At 62.6% G+C, this 11956-nt stretch carries 12 protein-coding genes; 6 read left to right on the top strand and 6 right to left on the bottom strand.

The annotated features are described in order from the left end of the window. Positions 1–220: 220 nt before the first annotated feature. Positions 221–643 (bottom strand): nucleoside-diphosphate kinase, encoded by a 423-nt coding sequence (ndk, locus tag ACQZ5H_RS02620; RefSeq protein ID WP_016553456.1) that lies wholly within the window; start codon positions 641–643, stop codon positions 221–223. Positions 644–726: 83 nt separating this feature from the next. Beyond that, the gene (locus ACQZ5H_RS02615) at positions 727–1416 is read right to left on the bottom strand and encodes a glutathione S-transferase family protein (RefSeq protein ID WP_449096661.1); all 690 of its coding nucleotides are present in this window, start codon (positions 1414–1416) and stop codon (positions 727–729) included. 242 nt (positions 1417–1658) lie between these two features. On the opposite strand from ACQZ5H_RS02615, the gene ACQZ5H_RS02610 reads away from it, so the two are divergent. After that, positions 1659–2702, top strand: coding sequence for a GGDEF domain-containing protein (locus tag ACQZ5H_RS02610; RefSeq protein ID WP_449096660.1), 1044 nt, complete (start codon positions 1659–1661; stop codon positions 2700–2702). Positions 2703–2706: 4 nt separating this feature from the next. On the opposite strand, the gene ACQZ5H_RS02605 is transcribed toward ACQZ5H_RS02610, so the two are convergent. Next, positions 2707–4305 carry a methyl-accepting chemotaxis protein gene (locus ACQZ5H_RS02605; RefSeq protein ID WP_449096659.1) on the bottom strand — a complete coding sequence of 533 codons (1599 nt, stop codon included), beginning with the start codon at positions 4303–4305 and terminating at the stop codon, positions 2707–2709. Beyond that, positions 4306–4695, bottom strand: coding sequence for a hypothetical protein (locus ACQZ5H_RS02600; protein WP_449096658.1), 390 nt, complete (start codon positions 4693–4695; stop codon positions 4306–4308). A 151-nt stretch (positions 4696–4846) separates the two neighbouring features. On the opposite strand from ACQZ5H_RS02600, the gene ACQZ5H_RS02595 reads away from it, so the two are divergent. The 4 genes from ACQZ5H_RS02595 (at position 4847) to ACQZ5H_RS02580 (ending at position 8974) form a co-directional block, all read left to right on the top strand. Beyond that, positions 4847–6730: an ABC-F family ATP-binding cassette domain-containing protein gene (locus tag ACQZ5H_RS02595; RefSeq protein ID WP_112718811.1), complete on the top strand. Its 1884-nt coding sequence runs from the start codon at positions 4847–4849 to the stop codon at positions 6728–6730. A gap of 130 nt (positions 6731–6860) precedes the next feature. Next, positions 6861–7679, top strand: a complete 819-nt coding sequence (locus ACQZ5H_RS02590) for a polysaccharide deacetylase family protein (protein WP_449096657.1) — start codon at positions 6861–6863, stop codon at positions 7677–7679. 92 nt (positions 7680–7771) lie between these two features. After that, on the top strand, positions 7772–8698 hold the full coding sequence (locus ACQZ5H_RS02585) for a Gfo/Idh/MocA family protein (protein WP_449096656.1): 927 nt from the start codon (positions 7772–7774) through the stop codon (positions 8696–8698). Positions 8699–8755: 57 nt separating this feature from the next. Further along, positions 8756–8974 (top strand): hypothetical protein, encoded by a 219-nt coding sequence (locus ACQZ5H_RS02580; RefSeq protein ID WP_112718814.1) that lies wholly within the window; start codon positions 8756–8758, stop codon positions 8972–8974. A gap of 19 nt (positions 8975–8993) precedes the next feature. Here the strand turns inward: ACQZ5H_RS02580 and ACQZ5H_RS02575 are convergent, their stop codons facing one another. Together ACQZ5H_RS02575 and ACQZ5H_RS02570 are read right to left on the bottom strand one after the other, a co-directional pair. Beyond that, positions 8994–9443, bottom strand: a complete 450-nt coding sequence (locus ACQZ5H_RS02575) for a DNA polymerase III subunit chi (RefSeq protein ID WP_112718815.1) — start codon at positions 9441–9443, stop codon at positions 8994–8996. Positions 9444–9463: 20 nt separating this feature from the next. Further along, the gene (locus ACQZ5H_RS02570; RefSeq protein ID WP_112718816.1) at positions 9464–10957 is read right to left on the bottom strand and encodes a leucyl aminopeptidase; all 1494 of its coding nucleotides are present in this window, start codon (positions 10955–10957) and stop codon (positions 9464–9466) included. A gap of 186 nt (positions 10958–11143) precedes the next feature. On the opposite strand from ACQZ5H_RS02570, the gene ACQZ5H_RS02565 reads away from it, so the two are divergent. Next, positions 11144–11893, top strand: coding sequence for a phosphatase PAP2 family protein (locus tag ACQZ5H_RS02565; RefSeq protein ID WP_449097014.1), 750 nt, complete (start codon positions 11144–11146; stop codon positions 11891–11893). The last annotated feature ends 63 nt before the right edge of the window (positions 11894–11956 follow it).

Here is an 11956-nt window from a genome sequence, read left to right as displayed (position 1 = left end):
CCCCTCATCCGCCCTTCGGGCACCTTCTCCCCGCTGGGGAGAAGGGAACAAGCCGCAACCTCTCCGCCCCTTCTCCCCTCGGGGAGAAGGTGGCCCGATAGGGCCGGATGAGGGGGCCGCACACGCCAACGCCTAACAGCGCCCAAACAAAAAGCCGGAGCAAAAGCCCCGGCTTTGAGAGTCATTTCAATCACTTCAGCCCTCAGGCTGAAATTCCGATTCAGCCGACGATTTCTGTGTCGGAGAACCAGTACTTGATTTCCTGGGCAGCGGTTTCAGGAGCGTCAGAGCCGTGAACCGAGTTTTCGCCGATCGAGAGAGCGTGAACCTTACGGATCGTGCCTTCGTCAGCGTTTGCCGGGTTGGTTGCGCCCATGATTTCGCGGTTCTTCAGGATGGCGCCTTCGCCTTCCAGAACCTGAACGATGGTCGGGCCCGAGGTCATGCCTTCAACGAGTTCGCCGAAGAAGGGGCGTTCCTTGTGAACGGCGTAGAAGCCTTCAGCTTCGCGCTTGCTCATCCAGACGCGCTTGGATGCGACGACGCGCAGGCCGGCGTCTTCGAGCATCTTGGTGATAGCGCCCGTGAGGTTGCGCTTCGTTGCATCAGGCTTGATCATCGAAAAGGTGCGTTCAATCGCCATTGGGTCAAATCCTCTGGTTTAGCGGGAAAAGTGGGCGGTCTTTACCCGCCCGCCGCCCCGAAAACAAGGGGGATGAGGCAATTTCACGCCGCTGTCACAGTGCGCCCCCGGCTTTCGTGAAGATCGAGGCAGCGATCGAGCCATGCGACAACCGGATCGTCCGGCGCCAGCATCGAGAGCCCTGCGGTGACCCGGAGCCATTGCAGCGCGCCGAAGACGATGTAGTCGGCGAAGAGCGGGCTCTCGCCGCCGATGAACGGCTGGAACTTCAGCATGTGGCGCATCGGCTCCAGCTTGGCGGCGAAGGCTGCCTCTTCGGCGGCGCGGTTCGCCACCACATCCTCCAGCTTCCGGCCGAGCCGCTGCTCGCGGCTTTCACGGAAATAGGCCTTGTCGCCCTCGTCGAGCGCGCCATGGATATCCATCAGCGCCATGCGCATGATCGCCGTGTGGATCACCATCTGCGAATAGCCCTCGACCATGCGCGACAGCGCCTTGCCGCCCTCGCCGCGGAATAGCGAGGGGCGATCGGGATAGGCTTCTTCCAGATAGAGGGCGATCGCGAAGCTGTCGGTGACGAGGTGGCCGTTATCGTCGAGCACCGGCAGGGTCGGCGAGAAGCCGCCGCCGATCTTGGCGATACCGGCATAGGTCGTCGGGATCTCCTCGAAGGCCAGGCCCTTATGCGCCAGCGCCATCACCGCCTTCCAGCAATGCGGAGAAAAGAAGTGCTGCGGGTTGGCGCCGCAGAGCGAATAGAGCGCAAGCGTCATGGCGATCCTTTCATGAATGACAGGCGCATTTCACGGCAAAGCGGCGCCGCAATCAAATGACGAAATCTGATGGGCGCCATCGGCTTTGGTGAGCGCCGCTTCAAGGTTGCATTAACCGCATTTGCGCCTTTCAGGCCGCGCCAAGGCGGAGATACTGAAAATTCAAGCTATTTTAAAATCTGCAGCGCATAGCGGGAAGATAAGCCGCGGCTAAAGCAGTGCCGAAGGTGCGAGGAACGGTGATGCAGAACACAACCAGGAATGCAGCACAGCGCGAGGGCGCCCGCCCTGCCCCGCAGAACGACGCCCAGAAGATCGCCGAGCATATGGCACGGCTGAACATTGCGGGCCTGCCGCGGAATTACGAGCTGCTGCACGAAGCCGTCTGCGGCCGCAACACGGCGCTCGCCACCGACATCTCCGCGCTCGGCAGTCATCCGGCGCAGGCCCGGCTCGATGAGCTCGGCCTCAAATACCGGCTCGTCAGCCATTGCGGCCTTGCCGCCGAAACGGCCGGCACCGAGGCCAGCAAGCTGCTGCGCGAGGCGGCCGATCGCCTCTCGGACGGGCTGAAGCAGAAATATGCCTTCGCCCGCGCGGCCGAAACGCTGCTGCAGTCGCTTTCCGGCAATTCCGAACAGGGCCTCGACGCCTTCATGAGCGAGATGGAATATCTCGCCTCGTCGCTGGCATCGGTGCTCGCCGCCGAGACCGAGCTCGAGGCCAAGCTCCTTTCCGATGTCGAGCGGATGGAGACCCTGGAGCGCGGCGTCGCCGCCGCCCAGGCCGCTTCCGTCACCGACCCGCTGACCGGGCTGCCGAACCGCATCGCGCTCGCCAAGACGATCGGCGATCTCTACGAGGGCGAGGATGCCGCGGGCAGCGCGCTTCTCATGGTCGATATCGACGACTTCCGCCAGCTGAATGCCAAATACGGCGTGCAGGCCGGCAACAAGCTGATGAAGAAGCTCGGCAACCTGTTCCGCAAGTCGATCAAGAAGAACGACTTCGTCTCGCGCGTCGAAGGCGACGAATTCGCCTTCCTGTTTGCCAATGTCGGCATGCGCGATGCGATCGCCATCGCCGACCGCCTGCGCCAGTCGGTCGAAGAGAACATGGTCTTCGCGACCTCGGACAAATCGGATCCCGGCAAGCTGACGATCTCGATCGGCATCGCGCTCAGCGGCGATGCGGCGACCGGCACGCAGCTGCAGGCCAATGCCCGCGTGGCATTGCTCGCCGCCCAATCCAACCGCCGCCAGCCGATCCAGGCTTTCGGCCGCTGAGGCCTTAGGCGACCTTCAGCGACGCGCCCGCCCTCCAGCTCGCGCCGCCGGTGCGGAAGCCGGACATCAACTGCTCAAGCGTGTCGGCTTCGCGGGAAAGTGCTGCCGTCGCTGCGGAGGTCTCCTCGACCATTGCCGAATTCTGCTGCGTGCTGCTGTCGATCTGCGCGATGGCGGAGCTGATGTCGCGCAGGCCGGTCGCCTGTTCACGGGCGCCGGTGACGATCGTGGTGACATGTGAGCTGATCTCGGTGACCTCGGCAGCGATCTTGTTCAGTGCCTCGCCCGCCTGATCGACGAGCGTGACGCCGCTGCGGACGTGGCCGCTCGAGGCGGTGATGAGCTGCTTGATCTCCTTGGCGGCAGTCGCAGAGCGCTGGGCGAGCTCGCGCACTTCCTGCGCCACCACCGCAAAGCCCTTGCCTGCCTCGCCGGCACGCGCAGCCTCGACCCCAGCATTCAGCGCCAGGAGATTGGTCTGGAAGGCGATTTCGTCGATGACGCCGATGATCTGGTTGATCTCGCGGGCGCTGTTTTCGATCCGGCCCATGGCATCGACGGCACTGGTGACGATCTCGCCGGAGTGCTCCGCACCGCTGCGGGCGCGGGAAACGAGAACGCCCACCCGATCGGCCGTCGCGCTCGAATGGCGCACCGCATTCTCGACGTTCTCCAGCGCCGTGACGGTTTCCTGGATGGCCACCGCCTGCCGCTCCGTGCGGACGGAAAGGTCGCGTGCCGCATCACTGATCTGGCCGGCGCCGCTGCGCACGGTCGCCGTCGCATCTGTTGCCTGGGCGACGGCGTTCTGCAGGTTTTCGACCGACTGGTTGAAATGGGCGCGCAGATTGTCGAGATCGCCGGCCAGCCGCTCGCCGATGCGAACCTGCAGGTTGCCGGAGGAAAGCTCGCTCAGCGCACCATGCAAGGTCTTGACGGCGAAGTCGATCGCGGCGCGCTCGTGCTGTTTTTCGGCCTCGCGCTGATGGCGCTCCTGATCGGCCATCCGGTCTGCCTCGCGCGCCTTGGCGCTCATGTCACGCTCGGCGGTCTGGGCGGCCTGAGCCGCAGCGATACCGGCATCGGCGGAAGAGAAGGAAAGCGTCACAGCCCGCGTCAGGCCGATCAATGCACCGGCCTGAAGCACGAGAACGACGGCGTGGAGGATGACGCGATCGAAACCGGAGGCGCCCGGAAAGACGGCGAGCGGCGCCAGGACATAGAGCAGCACGTGATGCAGCGCGACGACGCCGGCGTAGGCAACGACCGCCTTCCAATCGATCCAGGCCGCGCAGATCGCCAGCGACGCGAAGAAATACATGTGAATGTCGATCTGCAGCCCCGAGCCTTCGAAGGCATAGACGAGGATCGAGACGCTGACGGCATGGGCGATCGAACTGATGATCCGGGTATTGGCGCCGGTACGGTCCTTCGCCCAGTTGGCGGTCGCCAGTGCCGCGACGAGGAACTGCGCGATCACAGGCGTCGCCTGGAATTGCTCGGCGGCGACGATCTGGTGCAGCGCCGTCAGAAGCGCGTTCACCCATAGCAGGCCGACGACATAGGGGCCGACCATATTGCGCAATTTCTCAAGCGAATTCATTCAACTCTCCTTTTGCAGGCAACCCACCGCCAGAGCATGGTTGAGAACGAACAGCGCACCGGAACGTCTCAGGCGCGCGGGGAAATTATCGGCATCGGAATAGGCAACGGCGATCCAGGAAAATGCGCCCGGAGCGACGAAGGAGCCACCGGCCGTGCCGATGACATCGATGACATGGCCGGCGGGCTCGCCGGGTTCGGTGACCACGACGACGAAACGCCCCGATGGCATGGCAGCCACGGAAAGGAAAAGGCAGAAAAATATGATGAAATAGATCAATATCTTTCCGCCGCTTATCTCTGCGTGATCAGAATGCATAGCAGCTTCAAACGTCATGAATTCAATATTCGGAATATATACATTCGGATTTAAGCATTTGTTACCGAACATGTTCTTGCGATCACGCAGAGACTATTAGAAAATACTCTTCAGAAGTTGCAGGCGCGGCGATTTCGGCGAACGACTGCAACTTCTGCCCGAGCATTTGCGAAAGCGCGCGACGGCCTTGCCTTGATCCGCCGTTTCGGCCAAAACGCCGGGCATGATCACGATTACCGAAATCTCTGCCCGCATTGCCGGGCGCCTTCTCCTCGACCATGCCAGCGTGACGCTTCCGGCGGGCACCAAGGCAGGCCTTGTCGGGCGCAATGGCGCGGGCAAGTCGACGCTTTTCCGCATCATCACCGGCGATCTCGGCGCCGAGACCGGCAGCGTGTCGATCCCGAAGAACGCGCGCATCGGCCAGGTGGCGCAGGAAGCGCCGGCGACGGAGCAGTCGCTGATCGAGATCGTGCTTTCGGCCGACAAGGAGCGCGCCGCTCTCCTCAAGGAGGCGGAGACGGCGACCGATGCGCATCGCATCGCCGAAATCCAGACGCGGCTCGTCGATATCGACGCGCATTCGGCCGAAGCGCGCGCCGCCAGCATTCTCGCCGGCCTCGGCTTCAGCCAGGAAGCCCAGCTACGGCCTGCCTCCTCCTTCTCGGGTGGCTGGCGCATGCGCGTGGCGCTCGCCTCGGTGCTGTTTGCCGAGCCTGATCTCCTGCTGCTCGACGAGCCGACCAACTATCTCGACCTCGAAGGCACGATGTGGCTCGAGGATTACGTGCGCCGCTACCCGCATACGGTCATCGTCATCAGCCACGACCGCGACATGCTCAACAACGCAGTCAATTCGATCGTCCATCTCGACCAGAAGAAGCTGACCTTCTATCGCGGCGGCTACGACCAGTTCGAGCGCCAGAAGGCCGAAGCCGACGAATTGCAGATGAAGGCGAAGGCGAAGAACGATGCGGCGCGCAAGCACCTGCAGAGCTTCATCGACCGCTTCAAGGCCAAGGCCTCCAAGGCCCGCCAGGCGCAGTCGCGCGTCAAGGCGCTGGAGCGCATGGGAACGGTTGCCGCCGTGATCGAGGACCACGTCCAGCCGATCACATTCCCCGAGCCCGAAAAGCAGCCGGCCTCGCCGATCGTCGCCATCCAGGGCGGCGCCGTCGGCTATGAGCCGGGCAAGCCGATCCTGAAGAACATCACGCTGCGCATCGACAATGACGACCGCATCGCCCTCCTCGGCTCCAACGGCAACGGCAAGTCGACCTTCGCGAAGTTCATCGCCGGGCGCCTGAACGCCGAAAGCGGCGACCTCCGGGTCGCCTCCAATCTGAAGATCGGCTTCTTCGCGCAGCATCAGCTCGACGATCTCGTGCCGAACGAGACGCCGGTGGAGCATGTGCGCCGCCTGATGCCGACCGAACCCGAGGCCAAGGTGCGCGCCCGCGTCGCTCAGATGGGCCTTGCGACCGAAAAGATGGCGACGGCCGCCAAGGACCTTTCCGGTGGCGAGAAGGCACGCCTGCTGATGGGCCTTGCCGCCTTCCATGCGCCGAACCTCCTGATCCTCGACGAACCGACCAACCATCTTGATATCGACAGCCGCCGGGCGCTGATCGAGGCGCTGAACGACTATGACGGCGCGGTCATCCTGATCTCGCACGACCGCCACCTGATCGAGGCGACCGTCGACCGGCTCTGGCTGGTCAATAACGGCACCGTCTCCAATTTCGACGGCGACATGGACGAGTATCGCGACCTGATCGTCTCTTCCGGCAGGAAGAAGGACGAGAAGGTACAGAGTGCCGACGACCCGGCGAGCAAGGCCGAGCAACGCAAGCTGAATGCCGACAAGCGCGCCTCGCTGGCGCCGCTCAAGAAAAAGATCAACGAAATCGAATCGTTGACGGGCAAGCTGGAGAAACAGATTCAGGCGCTTGATGCGGAACTTGCAGATCCGGTTCTCTACGAGAAGGCGCCCGCCAAGGCGGCCGAGAAGGCCAAGCAGCGCGGCGAAGCGGCAGCAAAACTTTCCGCTGCCGAAGAGCAATGGCTGGAGCTTTCGGCCGAATACGAAGAGGCTATGGCAGGATAGCCACAAGCGCCCGGAAAAGGCTGCGGCAGAAGGGCACAAGTTAACGGCCGGACATCCGATTTAAACCGATCGTTAACCATAATTCGAAAGGTTGTCTCAACATTCATTACTGATTTGTTGAGCCCCTTTCATGTCCCGTATCGCCCTTCTTTCGAGTGTCGTTCTCGCGCTTGCCCTTTGCGGCTGCCAGACAACCAATCAGCCTGCCCCCGACGAGACGATCAAGACGTCTTCGATCAAGACCGAGGAGAGCACCACGGGCTTTCCCAAGCCCGCCAATCTCGCTTTCGGCGAGACGCATCATCTTGCCGGCCGGGTGCTGACCGTTTCATCGCTCAAGGATTTGAAGCTGGAGCCGAAGGAAGTCGTGCTCTCCTTCGACGACGGCCCGATCCCCGGCCGCACCGACCGCGTGCTCGCAACGCTCGACCGCTTCGGCGTCAAGGGCGCGTTCATGATGGTCGGCGAAATGGCGGCGCTGCATCCGGAACTGGCGCGTCGCGTCGCCATGGAAGGCAACACGATCGGCAGCCATACCTACAAGCACCCGAACCTGAACACCCTGTCCTTCGACATGGCGATAGCGGAGATCGCCCGCGGCGAAGCTGCCGTGACCAAGGCGACCGGCACCGACGTCAACTTCTTCCGCTTCCCCTACCTCGCCGACAGCCGCAAGCTGCGCTCGGCCGTCGCGGCGCGCGAGATGATCGTCATGGATGTCGATGTCGATACCAAGGACTATTTCAACTCCACGCCGGACCAGGTGGCCGATCGCGCCATGAACCGGCTGCGCCAGCGCGGCCGTGGCATCATCCTGATGCATGACATCCACAAGCGCACCGCCGCCATGCTGCCCGCCCTCCTCGCCCGCCTCGAAGCCGCGGGCTACAAGGTGGTGACGCTGAAGTTCAAAAAGGACGCCAAAGCCGTCGAAATGGCCTCACTCTGAAGGTGACATGACGGCTTGCCCGGCTGTAGAGTTCTGTTAAAACAGGCGCCCAATAAATCATACTTTTGAGCACACCGGAGCGAACACCCGTCATGTCCCCTATCAACCTCGCCATCGTCGGCGTCGGCAAGATCGTCCGCGACCAGCATCTTCCTTCCATCGACAAGAATGCCGATTACAAGCTCGTGGCAACCGCGAGCCGCCACGGCACGGTGGAGGGCATCCAGAGCTTCACGACGATCGAGGCGATGCTCGAAGCTGTTCCCGAGATCGACGCCGTTTCGCTCTGCATGCCGCCGCAATACCGCTATGAAGCCGCCTACAAGGCGCTTTCGGCTGGCAAGCACGTGTTTCTCGAAAAGCCGCCGGGTGCGACGCTGAGCGAAGTGGCCGATCTCGAAGCGCTGGCCGCCGCCAAGGGCGTCTCGCTGTTTGCCAGCTGGCATTCGCGCTATGCCGCGGCCGTCGAGGCAGCCAGGGATTTCCTTTCGAAGACCGAGATCAAGAAGGTTCACGTCATCTGGAAGGAAGACGTGCGTCACTGGCATCCGAACCAGGACTGGATCTGGCAGGCCGGCGGCCTTGGTGTCTTCGATCCCGGCATCAACGCCCTGTCGATCGTCACCCACATCCTGCCCCGCGCCATCTTCCTGACGGGTGCCACGCTTGAATTCCCGGAGAACCGCGACGCGCCGATCGCGGCCGACCTGCATTTCCGCGATGCCGGCGCAATGACCGTCCATGGCGAATTCGACTGGCGCCAGACCGGCAAGCAGAGCTGGGACATCATCGCCGAGACGGCGGCTGGCACGATGGAACTGGCCGAAGGCGGCTCCAAGCTTTCTGTCAACGGCGAGCTGAAATTCTCGGCACCGGAAGAAGAATATCCGTCGCTCTACCGCCGCTTTGCCGAGATCATCAAGGCCGGCGAGTCCGACGTCGACCTGGCGCCGCTGCGCCACGCCGCCGATGCCTTCATGCTCGGCAAGCGCAAGTTCGTGGAAGCCTTCCACGATTGATCACAAGGACGATGCGGCGCCTTCGCGCCGCATCCCCAACCTGAAGCGAGGGCGGAGATGGCCGAAGAAAAACCGGAACTGACCGCCCTCCTCAAGGAAGTCGCCGAGACCCCGAAGCGCGACAACAGCGCCTACCACGCCGCCATGGCCGAAGCCCGCCAGGCCTTCGAAAAGGCCGAAGCCGTCCTCGGCGGCCCGGTACGACTGAAGACCAAGACGAAACTCAAGCGCAACGGCGACTATGTCGTGAAGTGGACGTTCAAGCGAGATGGCTGAACGTGCCTAGTTTGAAGGCTTAGGCCTTCTTCTCCCAGCGCCCCTCGGGCGTCTGCTGCCAATAGGTGAGATTATGCCCCTCGCCTTTCAGCTTCTTCCATTGCGCACGGGCGCCTTCCAGCTGTTCCGGATCGTAACCGTCGAACATGAAGACGATGCGCTCATAGGCATCGGCTTGCGGTGGTTCGGCGCCATCGACGATGAAGCGGACGGTCGCCTGGTTGGCGTTATCGCCGGTGACGGTGAGCAGAACCGGCTGGTTTCCGGCCAGTTCGCTCTCATCGGTGCCGTGCGGCAGAAAACTGTCGTCCCGATAGGTCCAGAGATGCGTGTCGAGCGCATCCCGTCTTGCCGGCTCCTTCATCTGGATGGCAACGCGCCAGCCGCGTTCGACGCTCTTGTCGACGAGCGGCGGCAGCGCGTCCTCCAGCTTGGATTCCGTCAGATGGTAGAAAAGGACTTCGGTCATGCCTGCATTCCAGCCTGTGATCAGGCCTCGTAATGGTCGCGCACGAGCTGATCAAGCAGGCGCACGCCGAAACCGGAGCCCCAGGACTGGTTGATCTCGTCCTGCGGCGAGCCGAGCGCGGTGCCGGCGATATCGAGATGCGCCCAGGGCGTTTCCTGCACGAAGCGCTTCAGGAAGTGTGCCGCGGTGATCGAACCGGCATAGCGGCCGCCGGTGTTCTTCATGTCGGCGAACTTCGAGTCGATCATCTTGTCGTAGTCACGGCCGAGCGGCATGCGCCAGAGCTTCTCGTTGGTCGCGAGACCCGCCGAAGTCAGCTGCGCCGAGAGCGTGTCGTCGTTCGAGAACAGGCCGGCGTGGACATTGCCAAGCGCGACCATGATGGCGCCCGTCAGCGTTGCCAGGTTGATCATGAAGCGCGGCTTGAAGCGGTCGTTGCAATACCAGAGCGCATCGCAGAGCACGAGGCGGCCTTCGGCATCGGTGTTGATGATCTCGATCGTCTGGCCGGACATCGAGGTGACGATGTCGCCGGGGCGTTGCGCATTGCCATCGGGCATATTTTCCACCAGGCCGATGATGCCGACGGCATTGACCTCCGCCTTGCGGGCGGCGAGCACATGCATGAGGCCGGTGACGGCTGCGGCGCCGCCCATGTCACCCTTCATGTCTTCCATGCCGGCAGCCGGCTTGATCGAGATGCCGCCGGTATCGAAGACGACGCCCTTGCCGATGAAGGCGATCGGCCGGTCCTTCGCCTTGCCGCCCTTCCAATGCATGATCGCCAGACGCGGCGGACGGACGGAACCCTGGGCCACACCGAGCAGCGCACCCATGCCGAGACGCTTCATTTCGCGTTCCGTCAGAATTTCCACTTCGACGCCGAGCTTCTCAAGCTCCTTTGCCTTGGCGGCAAATTCGACCGGGCCAAGCACATTCGGCGGCTCGTTGACGAGATCGCGGGCGAGATTGACGCCCTCGGCGACGGCCTCAGCATCGGCCAGCGCCTTCTTGGCGCCGGAGGCATCGGCAGTGACGATCGTCACCTTGGCCGACTTGCCATTCGCCTTGTCGTCCTCGTCGGATTTCTTGGTCTTGTAATTATCGAAAGCGTAGGCGCGCATCAGCATGCCGAGCGCAAAGCCGGAGGCAGCCTTGGCGTCGATCGCCGCACCCGGCGCATCGATGAAGATCGTCGCCTTGTCGGCGCCCTTGATCTTGCCGGCAGCGATACCGCCGAGCTTCAGCCAGTCATGCGCCACCAGATCCTGCGGCTTGCCGAGACCGATGACGAAGAGGCGGTCCGCGGGGGAGCCTTCGGGGGCGACGAGATCGAGCGCCGACATCGCCTTGGCGGAAAACTTGGCGATCTTGGATGCCTTGGCAATGACGCCCGCGGGGTCGGCAATTTCTGCGCCAGCCGCAAGCTCGCCGTCGCCGGCCTTCAAGAGAACGGTAAGGCCGCCGCTAATCTTGGCGGATTTAGCGAATGAAATATCAAATTTAACAGACATGTCTTCTCCTTGGGATTCGCAGCGGAATCCTCTCCGGCGGCGATCATTCCGGGTTTCATGTCCGAAAACAAGACGTGATCGCCGGGCCATGGACAAATCCGCGCCGCCGGGGCAGAAAGCCAGCGCGCCGCGGGAAGGCCAGGCCAACGGAAGACATCGACAGTGATTGCAGCCCTCAAGACCTATATTTCCGGCTGGAGAATCAGCTTTCCGCCGACCGCTGCCGATATTTTCGTCGGGCTCTTCTGCCTGTGGTGGCTGCTGCTCGTCATCTTCTACGCCTTTCCCGGGATCGATCTGGCGACCTCGCACTACTTTTTCACGCCCGCGACTTGCGACGCTACGGCGCTTGCCGCCGATGTCTGCGGCTCCTTCAGGCTGGCCGGCAACTGGTTTCTCAAAAATCTCCGCGTCATCTTCTTCCGGCTGCCCTACGTGGTCGCGATCGTTCAGCTCGGCTTCCTGATCGCCTGCTACACGCAGCATGGAGCGACGTTCAACGCGGTCCGGGCACGCAATCTTAAGGTCGCGCTCGGTTCGCTGCTGATCGGCCCCGGCCTGATCGTCAATCTGATCCTGAAGGAACATTGGGGCCGCCCTCGCCCGGTTTCCGTCACCGAATTCGGCGGCATGATGGACTTCGTCCAGGCCGGATCCTTCGCGGGCAAATGCGTCAGCAACTGTTCGTTCATCTCGGGCGAAGCGGCGAGTGCCGGCTGGCTTCTCTGTCTGCTGGTATTCATTCCGCAGCCGGCGAGAACCGGGCTTTTCCTGCCAGTTGTCGCGGTGTCTCTGCTGACACCCATGATGCGGCTCGCTTTCGGCGGCCATTTCCTTTCCGACATCATCCTTGGCTGGCTGCTCGCGGTCGTCGTCTTTGCCGGCCTCTACGCGTTCACAGATTCGTCACACCGCCCAAAAAATTCTGAAATTTGAATGAATTTTTGAGCCGGACCGGTCGCAAAAGCGAAACAAACATCGTAGATGGAATCCGCTGCG

It is taken from the genome of Rhizobium sp. 21-4511-3d (genome assembly GCF_053522545.1).
Note: the sequence above shows the minus strand (reverse complement) of the source record. Positions and strands in the feature narration are given on the sequence as shown.

Excerpts from the sequence above, each read along its gene's own strand:
- ndk (WP_016553456.1), bottom strand. The coding sequence starts at position 643 with ATGGCGATTGAACGCACCTTTTCGATGATCAAGCCTGATGCAACGAAG.
- ACQZ5H_RS02615 (WP_449096661.1), bottom strand. The coding sequence starts at position 1,416 with ATGACGCTTGCGCTCTATTCGCTCTGCGGCGCCAACCCGCAGCACTTC.
- ACQZ5H_RS02610 (WP_449096660.1), top strand. The coding sequence starts at position 1,659 with ATGCAGAACACAACCAGGAATGCAGCACAGCGCGAGGGCGCCCGCCCT.
- ACQZ5H_RS02605 (WP_449096659.1), bottom strand. The coding sequence starts at position 4,305 with ATGAATTCGCTTGAGAAATTGCGCAATATGGTCGGCCCCTATGTCGTC.
- ACQZ5H_RS02600 (WP_449096658.1), bottom strand. The coding sequence starts at position 4,695 with ATGTTCGGTAACAAATGCTTAAATCCGAATGTATATATTCCGAATATT.
- ACQZ5H_RS02595 (WP_112718811.1), top strand. The coding sequence starts at position 4,847 with ATGATCACGATTACCGAAATCTCTGCCCGCATTGCCGGGCGCCTTCTC.
- ACQZ5H_RS02590 (WP_449096657.1), top strand. The coding sequence starts at position 6,861 with ATGTCCCGTATCGCCCTTCTTTCGAGTGTCGTTCTCGCGCTTGCCCTT.
- ACQZ5H_RS02585 (WP_449096656.1), top strand. The coding sequence starts at position 7,772 with ATGTCCCCTATCAACCTCGCCATCGTCGGCGTCGGCAAGATCGTCCGC.
- ACQZ5H_RS02580 (WP_112718814.1), top strand. The coding sequence starts at position 8,756 with ATGGCCGAAGAAAAACCGGAACTGACCGCCCTCCTCAAGGAAGTCGCC.
- ACQZ5H_RS02575 (WP_112718815.1), bottom strand. The coding sequence starts at position 9,443 with ATGACCGAAGTCCTTTTCTACCATCTGACGGAATCCAAGCTGGAGGAC.
- ACQZ5H_RS02570 (WP_112718816.1), bottom strand. The coding sequence starts at position 10,957 with ATGTCTGTTAAATTTGATATTTCATTCGCTAAATCCGCCAAGATTAGC.